The organism is Mucilaginibacter sp. UR6-1 (assembly GCF_020880975.1).
Classification (GTDB): domain Bacteria; phylum Bacteroidota; class Bacteroidia; order Sphingobacteriales; family Sphingobacteriaceae; genus Mucilaginibacter.
In genome coordinates this window covers 85,005-107,642 of the sequence record NZ_JAJIWP010000005.1, presented here as the reverse complement: position 1 = coordinate 107,642, position 22,638 = coordinate 85,005, and the positions used below count along the sequence as shown (strand labels likewise).

Sequence of the window (22,638 nt, the reverse complement as noted above, 5' to 3'; positions counted from 1 at the left end):
CGTTTGCTTTAATGATTATTTTTTCCAGACGTTGTTGTCGGGGTTGTAATCGGGTAGGGTTTTGTCCGGGTCGTAGGTTACCTGAACCACTTCCTCGGTTGATGGGTATTTGTAAACAAATGAGTTATTACGCTCCCAAATTTCAACAGGCAGCTTTACACGCTCGGTTTTGCCGCTTTTAAACTTAATTTCCAGCGGAACAGGCATAGCCATTTTCTCCATATTGGTAAGGGTGATCAGCACACCTTTTGATGGATCAACGTCAACATTCTTAACATCGTTAACGGCAACATCAAGCCTCCAGTTGTTGGTGAACCATCCGCGCCAAAACCATTGCAGGCTCTCGCCGCCAACGTTCTCCATCGTGCGGAAGAAATCATCAGGTGTAGGGTGTTTAAATGCCCAGCGCTCAACATAGGTACGGAAAGCCAGGTCAAAACGCTCTTTGCCTAAAACCTGTTCGCGCAGCATGGTTAAGCCAAAGCTCGGTTTAAAGTATAGTAACATACCGATGTTCTTTTCCTTCATGTTGGCAGGCGCGCTTAGTACCGTTTCCAGGTCAGGTTTGGTAGCAAACTCACCAACGCGCTGCATATCCATCGGGCGTTTGTTAGCATATTCGCCATTGTTGAAATCCTCAGTGGTCAGGGTATTAATAAAGGTATTGAAGCCTTCATCCATCCAGCCGTAAACACGCTCATTTGAGCCAACAATCATCGGGAACCAGGTATGGCCAAACTCGTGATCGTTAACGCCCCAAAGGCTGCCTTTTTTAGCTTTGTATCCGCAAAAAACAATACCCGGATACTCCATACCGCCTACAATACCGGCAACCGCGGTAGCGGCAGGGTAAGGGTATTCAAACCATTTTTTTGAGTTGTACTCTACTGATTTTTTAACGTACTCGGTTGAGCGGGCCCAGGCATCATTGCCGTCGCTCTCTTCAGGGTAAGCTGATATAGCTATGGATTTTTTGCCGCTTGGCAGGTTCATTTTAGCAGCATCAATAATAAAAGAGGCTGATGAAGCCCATGACGCATCGCGGGCGTTTTTGATACGGAATTTCCAGGTCAGCTCGGTTTTACCTGCCGGGCGTGATGCCGCGCTGGTAACTTCTTTAGCCGAACGGATAACTACCGTTTGATCACTTTGCGAAGCCTGCGCCCAGCGTTTTTGCTGCTCGGTGGTATATACCTCGGCAGGGTTTAGTAACTCGCCTGATGCTACCACAATGTGGTTTGCCGGAGCGGTAATGCTCAGGTCAAAATCGCCGTACTCCAGGTAAAACTCGGCCGGGCCGGTATAAGGCAATACATTCCATCCCTGTACATCATCATAAACACAAACACGCGGATACCATTGGGCTATGGTAAATACTTTGCCGTTCTTGGTGTTCAGGATGCCGGTACGGTCAGATCCGTAATCCGGACTAACAAATGAAAATTCAATACGCAGTTTAACCTGTCCGCCTTCGGCAGTTACCTCTTTAGGCAGAAATACCTGCATACGGGTATCATTAATAATATATTTCAGCTCTGTTTCGCTGCCAACCAGTTTAACTGATTTTATTTTATGCCCTGCATCAAAAACCTGGCCGTGGCCACCATTGCGGCTGCCGCTGGTAGGCACTATGGCCGTACCGCGCGAATCCTGCTTAAACAGGTTCTGATCAAGGTGCATCCATATAAAGCCCAGCTTTTGAGGGCTATTGTTGGTATAAGTAAGTACCTCGGTACCTGTAATTTCGTTGGTTTTGTCGTTCAGCTTTGCGGTTAGCTGGTAGTCGGCACGGTTTTGCCAGTATTTAGGCCCCGGTTCGCCGCTTGCCGCACGGTACTCATTGCCGTTTTTGGTGTAAAAATTAGGGCCGAAAGCATCATGATAGTCATACTTTGATGCTGACGCGTCCTGGGCTTGTGCCAAACCAGCGTTGGCAATAGCCATAACAGCCAGCAAAGCGCCGGCTACGTACTTAAAGGTCATGTTATCAGTTTTATAAAAAATTACAGCAAGTATACCATAATTAGCTGTAATTGAAAGGAGCGGTAAAGTAATTGTTACCGTAATATTTAAATAAATAATTATTTAGGATACTGATTTTCAGTATATGGGCACAAAAAAAGCGACCCGCAGGCCGCTTATGTTATTTATTAAAATGTTCTTTATAAACATCTTCGTTAAATCCGAAGTAGAGGTAACCGTTATCCTCAATAACCGGGCGTTTTATCATACTGGTTTTTTCCTGTAAAAGTTTCAGGGCATCGGCGCTGGTTTTTACGCTTTCCTTAACCTGTGGGTCAAGCTGTTTCCAGGTGAGGCCCTGTTTGTTCAAAAACTTTTCGTAACCGGCCTGGTGGTCCCACTCGTTAAGTTTTTCATTGCTGATGCCAAGTTTCTTAAAATCATGAAACTCATAATCAACCTTATTCTCTTTCAGCCATTCCAGGGCTTTTTTTACCGTGTTGCAGTTGGTTATTCCGTAAACTTTCATGCAGTAAAATTAACCATTTCCGCCGCCACTTTTACCACCGCTCTTGTCATCGTTATTGATGCCGCGCTGGTTCTTTTTTATCTCGCCGCTCAGCTTGCCAAATTTGTAGCTCAGGCGTATAGCAAAGTGGCGGTATATTTGGTTATAGGTGGAGTTCTGTATAAAATCGGGCGTTGTGGTGGTTGAGGTATTTCGCCAGTTTTTGCCGTACGGATTGTTTGCTACCAGCGCTATGCTGGCATTCTTATCCCAAAACTCTTTACTTACTACATATGAGTTATACATAAAGTACCTTGATTTACCCTGCAGCGTTACCGAGCCGCTAAAGTACCCTGCGTTAAGGCCAATGCGGTAGCCATTCTCAAATTTATAACCTATGTTGGCAAAAGCATTGCCTATATATCCGGCATTGTTGTATAACTTGCCATTGTAGGTACCCTCAAGCCAAATGCGCGATACCTGCCCGTTAAGGCTTAACGATAGTTTTTTGGTGATGTCGTAGTTGGTATTTACGTTTAGCCCTAAAGTTCTGTTGCTGCCTATGTTCTCGTAATTTGTAGTGGTGATTTTTTGGTTTTGATTGTTGATCACCGTATCTCTGAAGCTGGTAACGCTTTGTATGGAGTTGTTAGAGAACGCGTAGCTTAAGCCAATGTTGATAGATCCTTTTGAGAAATTGCTGTAAGTAAACTCAAATGTATTGTTTAACTCGGGTTTAAGGTTAGGGTTACCCGTGCTGATAAATAAAGGATTAGTACGATCAACAAACGGGTTAAGCTGATAAATACCCGGCCTGCGTATACGCTGGGTAAAACCCAGGTTAAAGCTGCTGGTTTTTAGCTTACGCTGAACCGATATTGAGGGGATCAGGTTGTTGTAGTTTGTATTCAATTCCGGTTGCCCGGCCGCGAAAGTAGCGTTAATGGTAGTGTACTCCAGCCTTAAACCAGCCTTGGCCGACCACTTTTCGCCTTTTAACTGGTATGAATTGTAGGCGCTGTACACATTTTGCTGATAATCAAATATGTTTGATTGCGGATCGTTGCGGTTATAAATTCCCGGGCTGATCAGCGTATCTGTAGTAAAATCGCTGTAATTGTTACGCAGTATACTTTTGGCTCCGGCTTCAATGTTTATCTTTTTCAAAGGGTGCACATAATCAAGTTGTACAGTGTGCTCTTTTGTGCCCTGGTCGTTGTTCTGAATAAAGTTGGCCTGGCGGTAGTTAAGCGTTTCAGTAAATGTGTTTTCGGTTGATTGATCGTTAGGCGAGTAGCTGTATTTATAGGAAAGGGTAAGCAATTGTTCCTTATTTTTTTTAAACCCTAACTGGTAGTTCAGCGCCGCGTCAATACCGGTGTAATGGCTCAGGCTTTTGCTCATTTGCTTGTAGCGCTGGGTAACGGCGTTGGTGTTATCAAATAATTGCGATAGCTGATCATTCAATTGGTCGTTTTTTTCTTTGTACGCTTCAAACGAGCCGGTGAGGAGGTTCAGCGTATCTATCTCATAGCTCAACTCGGCATTGGCATACATGTAATTGCCGTCAAATTTGTTGATGCCGTTTTGCAGCAGGCGGGAGGTATCGGCAAGACGTAGCTGGCTGTTCTCTGATGAATTCTCATTTTCTGGCTGGCGGCCGGCACCAACATATCCGGCAAAGCCGAACTTACCTTTTTTAACGGTACCATTCAGGTTAACGCCCTGGCCCCATACGGTGTTATGGCGTACGTTAACACCAATGTTATAACCTTCATCAGCATTGGTTTTAGTGATGATGTTGATAATGCCCGCCAAGCCTTCAGCATCATATTTTGCAGGCGGTGTGGTAATTACCTCAATTTTGAGGATGTTGGTTGCGGGCATGGCTTTCAATACATCCGATGGGTTTTTAGCCATCAGGGCCGATTCTTTACCGTTTACCAATATTTTGTATGCCCCGCTGCCTTTCAGCTTGATCGCGTCAGAAGCGTCGACACTTAACAGGGGCACCTTGCGCATCATATCTAAGGCGGTGTAGGCTTTGCTTTCCGGGTCGGCCTGTACATCATAGCTCAGGCGGTCAACCTCCTGTTTCATAACAGGTTTAACGGCACTTATCTGTACCTCGCCCAGTTGTTTTGATGATGCCGAGAACATAATGCGGCCAAGGTCAATAGCCGGTTTATTTTCCAGCGATATTACTTTGTTATTGTAACCAACAAATGCCAGTACCAATTGGTATTGTTTACCTGCGGCGGCACTTAACTCAAAGCTGCCATCACCTTTAGAGAGCGCGCTTTTTACCGGTGTTTTTGTAGCGGCATCCTGCAGGGCTACGGTTACAAAATCAAGCGGTTTGTTAGTGGCGGAGTCAATTACCATCCCTTTTACGGTAATATTGCCGGAGGGAGCCTGTGCAAACAGGCATAGCGATAGCGTACAATATAAAATTGTGAGTAAAGTGGCTTTCATTCTTTAGGTTTCTGTGGTGGTGTGTGTTTAATATGGCGCAAGTTAGCCAGGCCGTTTTACAGCATTAGCACATTTAACAAAATTTAACTCACTAATAGTTAAATTTTAACATTTGCTACTTGTTGTATCTGGTCATGGTTAGTTCGGTGCCAATGGTTGCAAAGCTTTTGATCATGTCAATCGAGCGATCAACGAGGGAAGGTAACTCCGGAATTTCGTCGGCATCAAAACCACTCAGTACATAATCAACCTGCTGCCCTTTCGGAAAGTTATCACTTATCCCGAAACGCAATCGCGCGTAGTTGTTATGCCCCAGGGTTGCCTCAATGTGCCGTAACCCGTTATGCCCCGCCGCGCTGCCTTTGGGTTTTAAACGCAGGGTGCCTAATGGTAGCGCAAGGTCATCAACAATAACCAGTACGTTCTCCAAAGGTACCTTTAGTTCGTTCATCCAGTAGCTAAGCGCTTTCCCGCTCAAATTCATATAAGTGGTGGGTTTTATTAAATGCAGCTTACGGCCTTTAAAGGATGTTTCTGCGTGATAGGCATGGCGTCCCATACTAAATCTCACTCCATCCTGGCGGGCCAGCTCATCAAGTACCATAAAACCTATGTTATGTCGTGTATCGGCATACTCAGGGCCTATGTTACCCAACCCCACTATCAAATATTTCATTTACGAGAAAAGACGGTTAATTTTTTTAAACGTTACAGTAAGCTGCATTTTTATTGAAACAACTTCGTGACAAAGATAACACTTGGTACATACACCTTACAGTTCCGTTGGTAAAATTCATGATGGATTTGTTAAAATGTGTTAATGACATTATTAATTAAAATAAAACCTTTTACTTGCCGTTAAATTCGCAACTTTAAACGCACACTTGTCACTCTTTAATGAAACCAACCTTTTTATCACTTTTGTGCTGCCTGTTGTTTTTTACGGCATCGGCACAAAACAAAGCTGCCTTAAAAGGCATAGTAATTGATTCGGCCAGTAACGAGCCGCTTGAACATGCCACAGTTACCGTTATTGATGTTAAGGATTCATCAATGGTGGCCTATACCCTGAGCCGTGCCAATGGCGGCTTTGAGCTATCGGGCCTGCCGCTAAACCGCGATGTTAAACTATTGGTAACCTTTGTAACCTACAAATCATTCCGGAAAAATCTCAACTTTAAAACCGGTGAAGTTACCGATGTGGGTAAAATTATAATGGCAGGCAGCATGATGAACGAGGTGGTGATAAAAGGGGAGCGCGTGCCCATCGTGATGAAAAAGGATACCATTGAGTTTAATGCCGAAGCCTTTAAAACCCGCCCCAATGCCATGCTGGAGGAATTGCTTAAAAAGATACCCGGCATGCAGGTTAACCGCGATGGATCATTCACCGTGAACGGTAAAACTGTAAGTAAGCTGCTGATAGACGGTAAGGAATTTTTTGGTAACGACCCCAAAATTGCCACCAAAAACCTTGACGCGGCTATTGTAGATAAGATACAGGTATATGACGACCGCGAGAACGATCCGGACCACTTGGTGAGTGCGGTAAACGTGAATAAGATAGTCAACATAAAACTAAAGCGGGCCATCAAACGAAGCATCTTCGGTAAGGTATATGGCGGCGGGGGCTCGCGTGACAGGTATGAAACCGGCGGATTGTTCAACATGTTCAGGGATACGTTACAACTAAGCGTAATAGCCATGAGCAATAACCTCAACAAAACAGGTTTTAGCAGTGATGAACTATACAGTAACGGCGGTTTTGACCGCAGCGGCGGCAATGCCTTATGGGATGGCTCGGTACAGCTTGGCGGGCGTAGCTGGGGAGGTATTGAAAAGGTAACCTCAAGCGGCTTTAACCTCAACAGCGATTACGGCAAAAAGCTCAAGCTAAACCTGATGTACTTTTACAATGAAACCCGCACCAATAGCGAGAACAGTAATTTTGTGCAGCAGTATGTAAAAGATACCACCTTATTTAGCCGTACATCAAACAGTAGCAATAGCAACAGTTTTGGGCACACGGTTAGTGGTTTGATAGAGTGGAAGCCCGATACCCTGAACAGCCTTACGTACAGGCCGAATCTCTCGTTTAATAATAGTAACAGCAATAATTCATCAAACGGTAATAGCAATAACAGTTTTGACGCGCGTGTAAATGACAGCGAAAGCAAAGGTACCAATGATAATAATTCATCAACCTTTGGGCATAGCCTGGTTTATAACCGGCGGGGTAAAAAGCGGCGCGAAGAATCATTTACGCTGATGCACAACCTCAGCTTCAACCCAAACAATGCTGATGGTTTTAATAAAAGCCGCACAACAAGTTACGTATCAACCGTACCATCATATCTGCTGGACAGGTATAACACCAGTGATAATAAAAACACATCGGGAAGCCTGTCATTAAGCTATCGCTACCCGATCTCCAAAAAGCTGATCGTGGATGTGGTAACATCTGCCGATTACAATAACGCCGACCAAAACCAGTTTGTGTATGACCGGGATACGCTTACCAATCGCTACAGTATTTTATTGCCCGACCAAAGTGCCGACCTTAACCGCCGAAACTGGACCAAAAATATTAAACCCGGTGTTACCTGGCGCATGTTTAAAAAGGTATCGATAATTGCTGGCGTAACCCAACAGTGGCAAAATGTTACTGATGTTTTTGATGTAGGCACGGTAAATCGATCATATAACTTTTTGCTGCCTACCTTCCGGTTAGATCTGTTTGACCGTATCTCCATATCAATGGACAGGAGTTATAACCTGCCTTCCATCTCCGATTTGAGGCCGGTAACCATTGTGTATAGCCCGCAATCATCGTTTATAGGCAACCCTAACTTAAAACCTTCAGGAAGCACACGGTTTAACCTGAATTATTACAATTACAATTTTGAGAAGGGACTGAACATGTATGCCTGGTTTAATTACTCGGTAACTCAAAATACGGTGATCCATAAAACTACCATTACCAGTGATTATATACATACCAACACACCTGTTAACGCCGGGCAGAGTGTAAATATGTATGGTTCATTTTCATTTGGTAAGGAGTTTAAAAAAAGTAAAATATGGCAGTTTGGCCTACGCAGTAGTATCGGGCCGCAATATCGTGAACGAATAAATATGATCAATGATGATACAGGTAAGGAGCGTAACTGGACGGCATCATTTACTCAGGGTGGCAATGTATCCTGGAATGATAAGGTGGAGTTCAATACCAATTTTACCTACTTTCGTAATTGGGCAAGATATGATTACGCCAGTGGCCAAAATCAAAACCTGAAGGGTTTTAACATGCAAAACAACATTAATGTGCGCTGGCCTAAAAAGGTAGTTTGGGAGGGCAAGCAGGAGTTTACTTATAATTCACAGATTGCTGATGGCTTCCGTAAAAGTAATAACATTCTCAGTGCGTCAGTAGCGGTGCAGATGTTTAAAAAGGAGCAGGGCGAGATCAAGCTGGCGGTGTATGACCTGCTCGATCAAAATATTAACATCTACAGGTTTACCACCACCAACGCGCTGATTGACGGGCAGAACAATACGCTTAAAAGATATTTTTTGCTTACCTATACTTATAAGTTCAATGTATTAAAAACAAAGTAAGCCTCATAAACGCGAAAAGGCCTTGTTCATCAACAAGGCCTTTTCGCGTTTATTTAAATAGTGACTATTACTCTTCAACAACCTCACTGTTGGTGCTTACAGGTTCCGGCTCCTCGTGTTTAAAGTAGCGTTTCTGGAATAGCAGTATCATAATAACACCTACTGATATTGCCGCGTCGGCCAGGTTAAATATCGGGCGGAAGAATTCAAAATCCTCGCCTCCCCATACCGGAAACCATTGTGGAAAATTACCCCTGATTAACGGGAAGTAGAACATATCAACCACCCTGCCGTGAAACAGCGGAGCGTAATCAAATACTTTACCGTAAAAAACACAGTCAATAATATTACCCAGTGCACCGGCCAATATCAGGGCCACATTCATGATAAGGCCGCGATGATACTTATGTTTGATAAGATGTACCAGGCCGTAGCCTATAGCTACAACCGCCACAATACGAAAAAGCGTAAGGGCCAGTTTGCCCATCTCGCCGCCAAGCTCCATGCCAAAGGCCATACCGTTATTTTCGATAAAGCGCAGCATGCCACGGTCGCCTAAAAAATGAATTTCCTCGCCAATATACATATTGGTCTTTACCCATATCTTGATGATCTGGTCAGCCAATACCACTAACGTGGCCACAAGGAAAGGTTTAACGTACGATGCCTTCATTAATTTTGTCGCAGTTTAGCTTCCATGCTAAGCGTGGTATGGGGCACGGCACGCAGGCGCTCTTTTTGAATCAGCTTACCGGTTTCGCGGCAAACACCGTATGTTTTGTTCTCAATGCGTACCAGGGCGGCATCTAATTGCTCAATAAACTTTTTTTGCCTTGCAGCCAGTTGGTTTATCTGCTCTTTCTCTAAAGTGGCCGAGCCATCTTCTAAGGTTTTGTATGTACCGGCGGTATCATCAGTGCCATTAGCGTTCGGCGAGCTTAATGATGAAGCTAACGCGTTAAGCTCCTCTTTAGCGGTGCGTATCTTTTCTAAGATGATGTCTTTGAACTCTTGTAGTTCCGAGTCAGAATATCTGGTCTTTGTGGTTTCGTTTGCCATTATATTTTACTTAAAGAAATCAATAATTCGTTTTCGTCAATATTTGTTATTTCACCTTCGCTAAGCTCATTGGTAAATTCAATGGTATCAGCAAGTATCTCGGCCTTAATGTACGCTAAGTTAGCGTTCACGGCATCGATAATAGCAGTACTGTCAGTTTTGATGTGCACATTAATTTTATCGGTCACCTCAAAATCCTTGCTCTTGCGGAGGTTTTGGATACGGTTTATCAGCTCTCGCGATAAACCTTCTTTTTTCAGTTCGTCGGTTACTGTAACATCTAAAGCAACGGTTAGTTTGCCTAAATTTGCAACCTGCCATCCCGGTACGTCCTCAGCTATGATCTCAACATCGGTTATCGCGATCTCGAAAACCGAACCATCAACCTCAAAAGTTGTTTTGCCATCCTGCTCAAATTTTGCAAGCGCCTGCTGATCCAGGTTAACAATAGCTTCGGCCACGGCTTTCATTTGCTTACCTGCTTTTGGGCCTAATGCTTTAAAGTTAGGTTTCACCTTCTTTTTAATAAAGCCGGCAGCGTCGGTAATATATTCAATATTTTTGATATTCGTTTCAGAAAGTATCAACTCCTTAACCTGCTCAACCTGGTGTTCAAAGTTCTTGTCCAGTATCGGCAAAAGTATCTTGCTCAATGGCTGGCGTACGTTTATGCTGATCTTTTTACGCAGCGATAGTACCAGCGATGATATATCCTGCGCTAACTGCATACGCTCTTCCAACTCCTTGTTCACAAGGTCGGCATTATACTCAGGGTAGTAAGCCAGGTGTACCGATTCAAACTGCTCCTTACCGGTAACTTTGTTCAAATCATTATATAAACGCTCGGCAAAAAACGGCGCTACCGGCGATATAAGTTTGGATATGGTTACCAGGCAGGTGTAAAGGGTTTGGTAGGCTGATAACTTGTCCTCAGAGTTTTCTGATTTCCAGAAACGCCTGCGGCTTAAACGGATGTACCAGTTGCTAAAGTGCGCGTCAACAAAATCCTGTATGGCACGGGTAGCACGGGTTGGCTCAAAGTCAGCGTAAAACTCATCAACCTCTTTGGTAAGGGTATTTAATAGTGATATGATCCAGCGGTCAATCTCTGGCCTTTCGTTCAGCGCGATCTCCGGTTCGCTGTACGTAAATTTATCAATATTGGCATACAGCGCAAAAAATGAGTAGGTGTTATAAAGGGTGCCGAAGAATTTACGGCGCACCTCGTCTAACCCTTCCAGGTTAAATTTCAGGTTATCCCATGGCGACGCATTGCTGATCATGTACCAGCGGGTAGCATCGGCACTGTACTGCTCAATTGTTTGGAATGGATCAGTAGCGTTACCCAAACGTTTTGACATTTTGTTGCCGTTCTTATCCAGCACCAAGCCGTTTGATACCACATTTTTAAACGCGATACCTTTGTTGCCTATCTCCTGGTTTATGGCTTTTATCTCGTCGCTGCTTTCGCTTAGCAATACAGCTATGGCGTGCAGGGTAAAAAACCAGCCACGGGTTTGGTCAACACCTTCGGCAATAAAATCTGCCGGGTAGGCATTTTTAAATTCGTCCTTGTTTTCGAACGGGAAATGCCATTGCGCGTAAGGCATAGCGCCGCTGTCAAACCAAACGTCGATCAGGTCGGTCTCGCGAACCATTTTATTACCGGTTGATGAGGTTAGTATCACATCATCAACATAAGGGCGGTGCATATCCTCTAAGGTAAAACCTTCGGGCATGTTACCCGCGGCTATCGATTTTTGTATCTCAGCATTTAATTCTTCAATGGAGCCGATACATTTTTCTTCGCTGCCGTTCTCCTCGCGCCATATCGGCAGCGGGGTACCCCAGTAGCGTGAGCGCGACAGATTCCAGTCAACCAGATTCTCCAGCCAGTTGCCAAAACGGCCGGTGCCGGTTGCTTCGGGTTTCCAGTTAATGGTTTTATTCAGCGCTATCAGCTTATCCTTTACGGCAGTGGTTTTAATAAACCAGCTATCAAGCGGGTAGTACAGTATAGGTTCATCCGTACGCCACGAATGCGGGTAGCTGTGTTCGTACTTCTTTACATCGAAGGCCTTATTGTCTTCTTTTAATTTGATGGCAATAAGCACATCGGTTGGTTTAAAGCCCGGTGCTTCGCGTTCTGCTTGGGTGTAATACTCTTCTTTTACGTACAGGGCCGCAAAATCAGTAACTTCATCAACAAAGCGGCCTTGCTTGTTAACCAGCGGCACATCTTTACCTGCTTCATCTTTCACCATAACAGCGGGTACGCCGCTTTCTTTAGCCACCCTAAAGTCATCAGCACCAAAAGTAGGGGCAATGTGCACTATACCGGTACCATCCTCGGTGGTTACAAAATCACCGGCTATAACACGGAAACCATTTTGCTCAAGGTCGGCATTGGTTACATAAGGCATTAGTTGGTGGTATTTTATACCAACCAGTTTAGTGCCCTTAAACTCGGCGGCTACAGCCCATGGTATTACTTTATCGCCGCCTTTATAATCAGCAAAAGGCGCGTTTTCCGCCTCAGGCTTAAAGTGTTTTTTTAGCAGTTCTTTAGCCAGTACCACGCTTGTTGGCGCGTAGGTATATTGGTTAAAAGTATTTATTTGTACATAGTCAATGTTCTCGCCAACGGCCAAAGCACTGTTTGAAGGCAGCGTCCAAGGGGTGGTTGTCCAGGCCAGTATGACCAGATCGCCGGTAGCTTTGGCAAACAATTGCTGCGCTGCCTCATGCTGCTGGTCTGCTTTAACATGGAATTGGGCTACGATGGTAGTATCCTTTACCATTTTATAGGTACCCGGCTGGTTCAGTTCATGGGAGCTTAAACCTGTGCCTGATTTTGGCGAGTATGGCTGTATGGTATAGCCTTTATAGAGCAGGCCTTTATTATAAAGCTGCTGTAGTATCCACCAAAGGGTTTCAATGTATTCGTTTTCGTAAGTGATGTAGGGGTTTTCAAGGTCAACCCAGTAGCCCATCTTTTCGGTCAGGTCATTCCATACATCGGTATAGCGCATTACCTCACGGCGGCAGGCATCATTATACTCCTTTACTGAGATCTTTTTGCCTATATCATCCTTGGTGATGCCCAATGATTTTTCGACAGCCAGCTCAATAGGGAGGCCGTGGGTATCCCAACCGCCTTTGCGCTTTACACGGTAGCCCTTCAGGGTTTTATAGCGACAAAAAATATCCTTAATAGCACGCGCCATAACGTGGTGTATGCCGGGCATGCCGTTAGCCGATGGCGGGCCTTCGTAAAAGTTATATGGTTTATCGGCAGGGCGGCTGCTGATACTTTTTTCAAATATGTTGTTCGCTTTCCAAAACTCCAGTATCTGTTTACCGGTTTCGGATAAGTTTAACTGCTTATATTCGTTGTACATCAATGTGTTCTACCTAAATTTTTGGAGGTGGCAAAAATACGGATTTTTTAGTTTAGAAAGTTATATATTACAGGTTAAATAGCCAACAAGTAGTTCAATTTTACATGAAAAAGGTTATACGCAGCTTTGGCTACGCTTTTAAAGGGATAGGTTACGCCTACACTACCCAGCTTAATTTCAGGATACACAGCGGCGCAACCCTGATAGCTGTAATATCAGGGCTACTTTTAAACATTGCCGCTACAGAGTGGCTGTGGATAATGCTGGCTATAGCTTTGGTTATCATTACCGAAATGCTGAACACCGCACTCGAGCTGCTTACCGACCTTGCTTCGCCTGAGTATAACGCTAAAGCCGGGCATGTAAAGGATATCAGCGCGGGCTGCGTGGTTATTGCCGCCGTATTTGCCGTTATTACCGGCGGTATCATATTTTTGCCGAAATTATTTTTTTAGCCACGTATGCTGCACAAAACCCGGGGCATTATTTTCAGAACTACCGATTACAGCGAGAGCAGTGTGATCGTGCAGATATTTACTGAAAAATTCGGGCTGCAATCCTACATTATTAACGGTGTAAAAAAGCCGAGGGCTAAAATTCCGCGCAATATGTTGCAGCCATTGCATCTGGTTGATCTGGTGGTGTATCATAAAAATACGGGCAGTGTACAGCGAATAACCGAATTAAAAACATCGCCGCTGCTGCAAACCATCCCTTACGATGTAATAAAAAGCTGCATTGCCATTTTTTTGAATGAGGTGCTGTATAAAGCTGTAAGGCAGCAGTCGCCGGATGAGCAACTGTTCGGTTTTATTTTTAATGCCATTGAGTGGCTTGATCATCAAACGGAAGGGCTGGCTAATTTTCATTTGCTGTTTTTAACGCAGCTTACCCGTTACCTGGGTTTTTACCCTGATAGTGTAAGCGCCAACACTGCGGCATATTTTGATATGAAGAACGGCGTGTTTTCAAGCCGGAAACCTGACAATACCCTTTACCTGTCGGCACCGCATACACATAATTTTTATTTGCTGCTGCAAGGTAGTTTTACCGCATCAGCGCAGTTAGGCTTAAACAACAGTGAACGCAGGTATCTGATCGATAAATTGCTGGAGTATTATGCCCTGCATATTGAGGGTTTTGGCAATATACGATCACACGAGGTGCTGGAAGAAGTTTTAAGCTGATGCCCCGGCTGTAATTGCAGGCGCATCAGCATTTGCGGGTCATTAACCGATCACCCTTTTTTTAATATATTCTACAGTTGATGCCGGGATGGGTACTCCCTCGGTTTGCTCAACAGAGCCATCGCTGTTAACCTTGAGGTCGGCATGCAAGGTTTTATCAATGGTTACATGCAGTATATTCTGCTCTTTTTCAACCTCACATAGCAGTTCGCGCTCGGAGTAAGAGATAGTAAATTCATATTTGCCGTCTTTTTCGGCTGGTGTGATATCAGTCATAACTAATGGTTTTTTTGGTAGTAACGCCCATAACAACCGATATGTTTATAATAAAATATAAATTTTATGTGTTTAAACTTGTAAATGGCTGGCCCATAAAAAAAGAGAAAGCAGCAACTTTCTCTTTTATATATTAACTGACCTCATAAAATTTACCATAAAGAACGTTTTGTGTTAGGACGATAAATTATACGGATCAAATATACATTTTAGAAAATGAAAAAAACTAATTTTTTATTCATTTTTAACATGTATTTAACGCCAAAAATTAAAAATTCAATCGTTTTTTTAATTTTATTACGAAATTGTGTACAAACAAATCTATTTATAACAGTTTTTTAAAATTGTTTGTCATTTATTGACTTTTTATTATAAAATCAAAAAATTACCAACAAATCTATATGTTTTCAACAAAATGGGGGTTATCCACAATTAAAGAACAATAACTTAACATCAATTGATGATTCAACTTGTATTTACGACCGGGAAACATAAAATTACAGTTAGCAAAAGGGGTGATAAAAATTAATTTACTGGCTATCAATCAATAATTATTTTTTTGAAAATATTTTTTGAATAAATAAAAAAACGCCCTATGTTTGCAGTCCCAAAACAAAGGAACGCTACTAAAGCCAACCAAAGTTAAAAAGGGAGCATAGCTCAGCTGGTTCAGAGCATCTGCCTTACAAGCAGAGGGTCACAGGTTCGAATCCTGTTGCTCCCACTAAAAAGCCTCTCAGATTTCTCTGAGAGGCTTTTTGTTTTTGACTGTCCCGAGTTCCAGCAATCTCAAAAAACCGGTAAATTCTCTGAGATGCGGCGATCATCAACTTATTACCGGCTATTAATCTTTTTTATTAAGCTCCTGTAAATATTGGGATGGTGTTTTGCCAAACTCTTTTTTAAAGGCCTTGGTAAAATAAGCCTGCGTTTGTATGCCTACCCGCAATATTACTTCGGCAATTGATATTTCTTCATGCGTAAGTATGTAGCGCGCCTTGTTAAGGCGTACAGTACGGATAAACTCAATGATAGATTGCCCGGTAAGTTGTTTAATAAGCTCATAAAGTTTGGTACGGCTCATGTTCAGGGCATCGCAAAGGTATTGTACATCCAATAGCGGATCGGCTAACCTGCTTTCAATTATCCTGATCAGATCGTTAACAAACTGCCGGTCTTTTTCTGTACGGGCAGCATCCCTGGCTTCAATGGCGTAATCTTCGGTATAACGGTTTTTAAGACTGCTTTGCCGGTTAAAAATATTATTGATTGTTAGCAGCAGCAAATTGATACTGACTGGCTTTGGCAAATAACTATCAGCACCCGAACCAATACCCTCCAATTGCGCTTCGAGCGCGTTGCGGGCTGTAAGCATAATAAACGGAATATGCATGGTGCGTTGATCCTGTTTTATTTGGCGGCAAAACTCAATACCATCCATATCAGGCATCATTACATCGCTGATGATCATATCGGGCGTTTGTGCTTCCGCCTTAGCCAGGCCCTCACGCCCGTTGTTGGCTACCGTGATCCTGAAATGCTTTTGTAGCGAATCCTGCAAAAAGTTGCGAAGTTCCACGTTATCATCAACAAGCAAAATGTTTTTTAAGTGATGCTTGCCGGTATGGTCATTGGTCAGTTCAATTGCATTTTCCTCGGTGTATTCATAATAATCATCGTTACTGAACAGGTTTGCCGCGGCATCGTTATTGCCTTTCCATCGTTCGTTCGCGCTGTAATCATGTTCAGATATGGGTAGGGCGATAATAATGTCGGTACCCTTATTGCGTTCACTGTAAACCTTGATATAGCCTTTATGCAATAGTGTAAGCGTTTTAACAAAAGCAAGCCCTATGCCCGAACCAAGGTGGGCAGATGTAATGCGGTAATAGCGTTGAAACAGGTTCGGCATTGATTCGGCCGTAATGCCTATGCCCGTATCCGCCACTACTATGTATATATATTTTTTACCCGCGTAATTATTATCCACCTTTAGTTCATGGGCAAAGCGGGGAGTAAAACGATCCAGATCAAACAGCAGCGTTACGGATACCTCGCCACCGTTATTGGTATACTTCAGGGCATTATTAATGAGGTTAAGCAATATTTTTTCTAACACCTGCCTGTCAAATAAAACCGCCTGTTCAGGGCTGTTTGCCTCAACTTTAAAGGTGATGCCTTTTTGTTGCGCCCAGGCTGCAAACTCGCCGGCAATTTCCTGTAAAAATAAGCTGATGTTGCCACCGGTTACTTTAAGTTGTAATGCGCCCGACTCAGCTTTACGGAAATCCATCAGTTCACTCACCAGGTGCATAAGCCGTTTTGCATTACGATATATAGTGCCGTGCGCCTGTGCCAGATCAGCGCTTTGCTGTTGCCGGTAGTTGTTAATGATATTTTCAACCGGCCCAAGTATAAGGCTCAGCGGCGTTCTGAACTCATGAGATATATTAGTAAAAAATTGTAGCTGTGTTTGGTGTATCTCCTCTTTTTTTTGTGCTTCGAGCGTTTTTAGCTGTTGCTGATGCCGGTAACGCAGGTACGCGTAAACAGCGCCGCCTGCAAATATTAGTGCAAACAGTTTAAACCACCAGGTTTGCCACCACGGCGGTGTTATAATAATGGTAATACTTGCACCTTTGTTGGCCCACAGCCCATCGTTATTTGCCGCTTTTACGCGGAATACATAGGTACCCGGATCGAGGTTGGTATAAACAGCCTTGTTAGCTTGAGTATAAACGTAATTTTTATCAATGCCGGTAAGCCTGTAAGCATAGCGGTTGTTTTGCGGGGTAATATAGTTAAGCGCCGCAAAGGTGAACGATATGCTTGACTGTTCATAATTAAGCCTGATGGTTTGGGTAATGCTTACATCCTGTTTAAGCGGTGTGCCGGGGCCGATGAATACCTCTTTATTAAAGATCTGGAAACCGGTTATATATACTGCCGGCAGATAAGTATTAGCCTTTATTTTATCAGGATAAAAGGTATTGAAGCCATTAATACCGCCAAAATACATCTCGCCATCACGGGCTTTCATAAAAGCGTTCACCTCAAACTCCATTGCCTGCAAACCATCCGCAGTGTTGTAGGTGGTTGCATCGCCGGTGTCCGGTTTAAAACGTATTAGTCCGTTTGAGGTGGATATCCATAGGTGCCCGTAATTGTCCTCAGTTATTCCTTTTATAAAAATATGGTCAAGCCCGGCTTTTTTGGTAACAACCCGAAATGTATCGGCATTTTTATCATATACATATAAGCCTGCCTGACCTATCCATAACCGCTTGCGGCTATCCGAAAATATAACCCGCACATCGGGCATGCGCGGCTCGCGTGCAAAGTAATGCTTAAAAGCGGCGCTGTTTCTGTCATATCTGTTCAGCCCGCCATCATCTGTACCTATCCAGAGGTTTTTGTAGGCATCCTCATTTATTGATACGATGTTGTTGCCGCTTAATACTGAATTTCCTGTACCGCGTGTAATCCTGCTGAATTTTCCGGTTAGGGGATTAAAAATATTAAGGCCGCCAAAATAGGTACCTACCCATAGCTTGCCTTCAGTATCCTGGTAAACTTTTTGTACAAAGTTTGATGATAGGGAAGTGCTATCGCCGGGTATATTCATAAACCTGGTAAAAGTGTTTGATTGAGGGTGAAATAAATTAAGCCCGCCGCCCCAGGTGGCTATCCACAATCGGTTTTGTTTATCTTCAGTCAGATCCAGCACCGCGTCAGACCCAAGGCTTCCACCCTCGTTTACCTTATAATTGTATACCTTAAAGGTGTTATGTGCCTTGTCAAACAAATTAAGCCCGCCGCCATCAGTGCCTATCCATATACGGCCAGAGTGATCCTGTTCAAAACACTTAACATCATTATAACTAAGCCCTTTGCCTGATGGCTGTTGCCGGTAAACTTTAAACTTACGGGCCTTGGGCGAAAATATGTTTACACCGCCGCGATGTGTTCCGATCCAGTAATTGCCTTGCTTGTCCTCAAAAAGGGCACTTATGGTACGTTGCGATAAGCCATCCTCAAAGCCGGCGCGGTAGGTGTATTTTTTAAAACCGTTTGTCTTAGCGTCAAAAATATTGAGGCCACCATTTATAGTACCTGCCAGTATTTGTCCTTTTTTATCAGCCAGCAAGGCCAAAACCAGGTCGCTGCCCAGGCTATTGGGGTCGGCATCGTTATGCCGGTAAATGGTGCTTTGTCCATTACGTAAATCATAACGTATAAGCCCTTTGTTTTCAGTTGCCAGCCATAAATCCTCCGCTTTGTCCTGTTGTATACGTATAATGGCGGTATTAAACAGCGGCTTGCCATTAGCTGTGTAATTAATAAGTCCGCCCTGGGTACCAAGCCAAAGGTTGTTTTTCTGATCCTGGTAAATACAATTTACGGCGCCTGCGGTATGCATCAGCTTAAAGGTGCCTTCTTTCTGATCCATTAAATTGAGCCCGGCATTGGTGCCTATCCAAAGGCGTTTTTGGGCATCTTCAAAAATGCAGTTAACCCGGTTGCCATGTAAGGCGATGTTTGATCGCTCTTTACCCACATAGGCGGTAAACGTACGCAAGCGGCTGTTGTATTGGTTGAGCCCGTTACTGGTGCCTACCCAAAGGTTATTCTCGTGGTCGGTATATAAGCAGGTTATATAATTATCGCTAAGGGAATTTAGCTGCCCCGGCACGTTCCTGAAAACGGTTACCTGCCGCCCGTCATATAAGTTTAGTCCGTCGCGGGTTCCTATCCACATAAAACCCCGCATATCCTGAATAATAGCCTGTATGGTACTGTTTGATAAACCCTCGCTATAGCCGATGTGATCAAAAACCATATCCTGTGCTTTGGCCGCATTTGCAATCAGCATTAAAGCAAGCCAGGCATATACAGCATATATACCACCGGAAAAAGTTTTTCTAAAAAGAGATGAAGGCATTCAGAATTTATGATGCGCTAAAGTTAGGTAACAATATCTTAATTCCACATCAACATACAACGCTGTGCCCGTTATAATGTATTTGTTAAGCGGATATAATCAATAAAGCATGTTTTAAGCTCAAATAAAGTTAAAACGAACAAGTAAAATGCTGATTTGAACAAACGCGAAGCACTTACATACAGCTATTATTGTAGTCCGATTATAAATATCGCATTACCAATAAAACCATTTTAAATGAGAAATTTTTATTTAAGAACAACTTTGTTGCTCTTGTTTGCTATGGCCGTAAATTTTGCGTTTGCGCAAACCGGCAGTGTTAGCGGGCAGGTGCTCGATGAAAAAGGCCAGCCTTTGCCCGGCGCTTCAGTACTGGCAGGCACGCGCTCTACAGCTACTGATATAAACGGCAGGTTTAAACTAAATGGCTTGCCGGCAGGAGCCGTTACGGTAACAGTAAAATTTTTAGGTTATCAGGAGCTATCGCAAAATGTAAGCGATAACGGTGTGGCTGTAACCTTAACCATGAAACCAGCGGCGGCATCAGCCCTTAATGAGGTAGTAATTATAGGTTACGGCAGCCAGCAAAAAAAGAGTTTAACCGGTGCAATATCCACCGTATCATCAAAGGATTTTCAAAAGGGCAGTATTACCACGCCTGAGCAATTAATTGCGGGTAAAGTACCTGGTGTGGCCATTACCTCTAACGGTGGCGCGCCGGGTGCCGGGAGTACCATCCGCATCAGGGGCGGGGCATCGCTCACCGCGAGTAACGATCCGCTGATCGTGATTGACGGGGTGCCTTTAAGCAATAACGCCATTTCTGGCGCTTCAAACCCGCTAAGTTTAATTAACCCCAATGATATAGAATCGTTCACTGTTTTAAAAGATGCATCAGCTACGGCCATCTACGGTTCACGCGCATCAAACGGTGTAATATTGATCACTACTAAAAAAGGCGCGTCAGGTACGCCAAAGGTTAATTTCAGCACCCAGCTATCAGCTTATAAAGTAGGCAAAAAGGTTGATGTGCTTACCGCCGATCAGTTCAGGGCATATGTAAACGCCAATGGCAATGCCGATCAAAAGGCCTTGCTTGGTAATGCCAACACCAACTGGCAGGATGAGGTTTATCAAACCTCGCTCGGAACGGATAATAACATAAGTGTGGCCGGTTCTTATAAAAACATGCCTTACCGTGTATCCGTAGGGTATCTTAAACAGGTAGGTGTGCTGGTTACTGATGGTTTGCAGCGTACAACCGGGGCCATAACACTTAACCCTAAGTTTTTTGATAACCATTTAAAGGTTGATGTTAACCTGAAAGGCGCGCTTACTGATACCCGCTTTGCCAACCAGGGAGCTATTGGTGCCGCCGTGTTTTTTGACCCTACACAGCCGGTATATGCCAAAAATAACTTTGGTAACTACTTTGAGTGGACTAATACTGATAACGTAGGAAACGTTATTCCGAACCCGAATGCAACCCGCAACCCGGTAGCTTTGCTGGCTCAAAACACAGGCAAAAGCGAGGTGAAAAGAAGCTACGGCAACGCCCAGTTTGATTACAGCATGCATTTTTTACCTGAACTGCATGCCAACCTTAACCTGGGTTATGATATATCAAACGGTAAAGGCACAACCAATGTACCGGCCAACGCGGCGCAAAGCTTCGCAGTTGGTGGTTTAGATAACCGCTATCAGCAGGATGTAAACAATAAGGTACTGGAGTTTTACCTGAACTATACTAAAGATCTGAAATCAATTAACAGTAACATTAATGCAACTGCAGGTTACGGCTATTATGATTTTTTAACAAAGATCTATTACTATCCAAGCTATAATGCCAGTGGGCAGGTAGTGGCAGGTTCGGAGCCTGCGTTCCCTTTTGATAAGCCGCAAAATACGCTTATATCATACTATGGCCGTTTAATTTATACTCTTGCCGATAAATACATACTGGCAGCATCAGTACGTACAGACGGATCATCAAAATTCGCACCCGAAAACCGCTGGGGGGTATTCCCGTCGGTAGCCTTAACCTGGCGCATCAACCAGGAGTCGTTCCTGAAAGAATCAAATACTTTGAGTGATTTGAAATTAAGATTGAGCTATGGCATCACCGGGCAGCAGGATGGCATACCTTATTATTCATACCTGCCAACTTACGCGCTTAGTGCTGCATCAGCTAAATATCAGCTTGGCGATACGTTTTACAACATGTATGCCCCGACTGCTTATGACAGATCATTAAAATGGGAGCAAACCGCAACGTACAACGCGGGTGTTGATTTTGGATTTTTGAACGGCCGTATAAGCGGTGCGGTTGACGTGTATTTTAAAAAGACCAAAGATCTGCTTAACCGGATACCATCGCCGCTGGGTTCAAACTTTAGTAACTATATCACCACAAACGTTGGTAATATTGAAAACAAGGGCGTTGAATTTAGTATTAACGCGTCGCCGGTTAAAAGTAAAAACGTTAGCTGGGATCTGGGTTTTAACTTAACCTATAATAATACCCGCATCACTAACCTTACCGCGGTAAATAACCCTACCTATCCCGGCGATCAGGTGGGCGGCATATCCGGCGGAACGGGCAACACCGTACAAATAAACTCGGTTGGCTATCGCCCTTATACATTTTACCTGTACCGCCAGGTGTATGACGAGAGTGGCAAACCTAAAGAGGGTATTTATGAAGACCTTAACGGAGATAATATTATTAACGAGAAGGACTTGTACCGGGTTAAAGCCGCTATGCCAAATTTTATACTTGGCTTTAGCACGCAGGTTAATTATAAAAAGTGGTCGCTGTCAACAGTGCTTCGTTCAAACCTGGGTAATTACGTATATAATAATACCAAGGCAAATGTTGGCGTAACCCGTGGTATACTCAACCCGGCAGGCTATTTAGGCAATGCCAGTACCGAGATATTTAAATCGGGGTTTGACAATAACCAGTACCTGAGTGATTACTATCTCGAGAACGCGTCATTTTTAAGAATGGATAATGTTGGGATAGGATACAACGCGGGTAAAATTTTTGGCAACAAAGTGGGTTTACGTGTAAACGCCAATTGCCAGAATGTTTTTTTGATAACCAACTATACCGGCCTCGATCCGGAGATCAGCAGTGGTATTGATAACAATTTTTACCCAAGGCCGCGCACATTCGTTTTAGGCGTTAATCTTGATTTTTAATTACGA

13 protein-coding genes and 1 tRNA gene are annotated in these 22,638 nt (G+C 43.7%); 5 read left to right on the top strand and 9 right to left on the bottom strand.

The genetic code is table 11. The features are described from left to right. Nucleotides 1-15: 15 nt before the first annotated feature. From LJ707_RS17195 to pth, 4 genes are all read right to left on the bottom strand, one after another. Nucleotides 16-1,983 (bottom strand): M1 family metallopeptidase, encoded by a 1,968-nt coding sequence (locus LJ707_RS17195; protein WP_228953335.1) that lies wholly within the window; start codon nucleotides 1,981-1,983, stop codon nucleotides 16-18. 160 nt (nucleotides 1,984-2,143) lie between these two features. Beyond that, nucleotides 2,144-2,491 (bottom strand): Spx/MgsR family RNA polymerase-binding regulatory protein, encoded by a 348-nt coding sequence (locus LJ707_RS17190; protein WP_228953333.1) that lies wholly within the window; start codon nucleotides 2,489-2,491, stop codon nucleotides 2,144-2,146. 9 nt (nucleotides 2,492-2,500) lie between these two features. Continuing rightward, nucleotides 2,501-4,945: an outer membrane beta-barrel family protein gene (locus LJ707_RS17185; protein ID WP_228953331.1), complete on the bottom strand. Its 2,445-nt coding sequence runs from the start codon at nucleotides 4,943-4,945 to the stop codon at nucleotides 2,501-2,503. A gap of 115 nt (nucleotides 4,946-5,060) precedes the next feature. Then, nucleotides 5,061-5,621 (bottom strand): aminoacyl-tRNA hydrolase, encoded by a 561-nt coding sequence (gene pth, locus LJ707_RS17180; protein WP_228953329.1) that lies wholly within the window; start codon nucleotides 5,619-5,621, stop codon nucleotides 5,061-5,063. A gap of 221 nt (nucleotides 5,622-5,842) precedes the next feature. On the opposite strand from pth, the gene LJ707_RS17175 reads away from it, so the two are divergent. Next, nucleotides 5,843-8,563, top strand: a complete 2,721-nt coding sequence (locus LJ707_RS17175; RefSeq protein ID WP_228953327.1) for an outer membrane beta-barrel protein — start codon at nucleotides 5,843-5,845, stop codon at nucleotides 8,561-8,563. Nucleotides 8,564-8,630: 67 nt separating this feature from the next. Here LJ707_RS17175 and LJ707_RS17170 read toward each other — a convergent pair whose 3' ends face one another. From LJ707_RS17170 to ileS, 3 genes are read right to left on the bottom strand one after another with little or no spacing between them, the layout of a single operon-like run. Beyond that, on the bottom strand, nucleotides 8,631-9,236 hold the full coding sequence (locus tag LJ707_RS17170; RefSeq protein ID WP_228953324.1) for a lipoprotein signal peptidase: 606 nt from the start codon (nucleotides 9,234-9,236) through the stop codon (nucleotides 8,631-8,633). Continuing rightward, complete coding sequence (locus LJ707_RS17165) at nucleotides 9,236-9,622, bottom strand: TraR/DksA C4-type zinc finger protein (protein WP_228953322.1); 387 nt, start codon at nucleotides 9,620-9,622, stop codon at nucleotides 9,236-9,238. The genes LJ707_RS17170 and LJ707_RS17165 overlap by 1 nt, the downstream gene beginning before the upstream one ends. Continuing rightward, nucleotides 9,622-13,023 carry an isoleucine--tRNA ligase gene (gene ileS / locus LJ707_RS17160; RefSeq protein WP_228953320.1) on the bottom strand — a complete coding sequence of 1,134 codons (3,402 nt, stop codon included), beginning with the start codon at nucleotides 13,021-13,023 and terminating at the stop codon, nucleotides 9,622-9,624. Before ileS ends, LJ707_RS17165 begins: the two co-directional genes overlap by 1 nt. Nucleotides 13,024-13,127: 104 nt before the next feature. Here ileS and LJ707_RS17155 point away from each other — a divergent pair, with 104 nt between their 5' ends. Together LJ707_RS17155 and recO are read left to right on the top strand one after the other, a co-directional pair. Further along, nucleotides 13,128-13,478, top strand: coding sequence for a diacylglycerol kinase family protein (locus LJ707_RS17155; RefSeq protein WP_228953317.1), 351 nt, complete (start codon nucleotides 13,128-13,130; stop codon nucleotides 13,476-13,478). Nucleotides 13,479-13,484: 6 nt separating this feature from the next. Further along, complete coding sequence (recO, locus tag LJ707_RS17150; RefSeq protein WP_228953310.1) at nucleotides 13,485-14,210, top strand: DNA repair protein RecO; 726 nt, start codon at nucleotides 13,485-13,487, stop codon at nucleotides 14,208-14,210. A gap of 42 nt (nucleotides 14,211-14,252) precedes the next feature. On the opposite strand, the gene LJ707_RS17145 is transcribed toward recO, so the two are convergent. After that, nucleotides 14,253-14,486, bottom strand: a complete 234-nt coding sequence (locus LJ707_RS17145) for a hypothetical protein (RefSeq protein ID WP_228953308.1) — start codon at nucleotides 14,484-14,486, stop codon at nucleotides 14,253-14,255. Nucleotides 14,487-15,135: 649 nt separating this feature from the next. On the opposite strand from LJ707_RS17145, the gene LJ707_RS17140 reads away from it, so the two are divergent. Continuing rightward, a tRNA-Val gene (locus LJ707_RS17140) sits at nucleotides 15,136-15,210 on the top strand. A 120-nt stretch (nucleotides 15,211-15,330) separates the two neighbouring features. Here the strand turns inward: LJ707_RS17140 and LJ707_RS17135 are convergent. Then, complete coding sequence (locus tag LJ707_RS17135; RefSeq protein WP_228953306.1) at nucleotides 15,331-19,359, bottom strand: two-component regulator propeller domain-containing protein; 4,029 nt, start codon at nucleotides 19,357-19,359, stop codon at nucleotides 15,331-15,333. A gap of 306 nt (nucleotides 19,360-19,665) precedes the next feature. On the opposite strand from LJ707_RS17135, the gene LJ707_RS17130 reads away from it, so the two are divergent. Further along, nucleotides 19,666-22,632, top strand: a complete 2,967-nt coding sequence (locus tag LJ707_RS17130; protein ID WP_228953304.1) for a TonB-dependent receptor — start codon at nucleotides 19,666-19,668, stop codon at nucleotides 22,630-22,632. The last annotated feature ends 6 nt before the right edge of the window (nucleotides 22,633-22,638 follow it).

Coding starts and splice junctions, on each gene's coding strand:
- LJ707_RS17195 (WP_228953335.1), bottom strand. CDS start 1,983: ATGACCTTTAAGTACGTAGCCGGCGCTTTGCTGGCTGTTATGGCTATT.
- LJ707_RS17190 (WP_228953333.1), bottom strand. CDS start 2,491: ATGAAAGTTTACGGAATAACCAACTGCAACACGGTAAAAAAAGCCCTG.
- LJ707_RS17185 (WP_228953331.1), bottom strand. CDS start 4,945: ATGAAAGCCACTTTACTCACAATTTTATATTGTACGCTATCGCTATGC.
- pth (WP_228953329.1), bottom strand. CDS start 5,621: ATGAAATATTTGATAGTGGGGTTGGGTAACATAGGCCCTGAGTATGCC.
- LJ707_RS17175 (WP_228953327.1), top strand. CDS start 5,843: ATGAAACCAACCTTTTTATCACTTTTGTGCTGCCTGTTGTTTTTTACG.
- LJ707_RS17170 (WP_228953324.1), bottom strand. CDS start 9,236: ATGAAGGCATCGTACGTTAAACCTTTCCTTGTGGCCACGTTAGTGGTA.
- LJ707_RS17165 (WP_228953322.1), bottom strand. CDS start 9,622: ATGGCAAACGAAACCACAAAGACCAGATATTCTGACTCGGAACTACAA.
- ileS (WP_228953320.1), bottom strand. CDS start 13,023: ATGTACAACGAATATAAGCAGTTAAACTTATCCGAAACCGGTAAACAG.
- LJ707_RS17155 (WP_228953317.1), top strand. CDS start 13,128: ATGAAAAAGGTTATACGCAGCTTTGGCTACGCTTTTAAAGGGATAGGT.
- recO (WP_228953310.1), top strand. CDS start 13,485: ATGCTGCACAAAACCCGGGGCATTATTTTCAGAACTACCGATTACAGC.
- LJ707_RS17145 (WP_228953308.1), bottom strand. CDS start 14,486: ATGACTGATATCACACCAGCCGAAAAAGACGGCAAATATGAATTTACT.
- LJ707_RS17135 (WP_228953306.1), bottom strand. CDS start 19,359: ATGCTGATTGCAAATGCGGCCAAAGCACAGGATATGGTTTTTGATCAC.
- LJ707_RS17130 (WP_228953304.1), top strand. CDS start 19,666: ATGAGAAATTTTTATTTAAGAACAACTTTGTTGCTCTTGTTTGCTATG.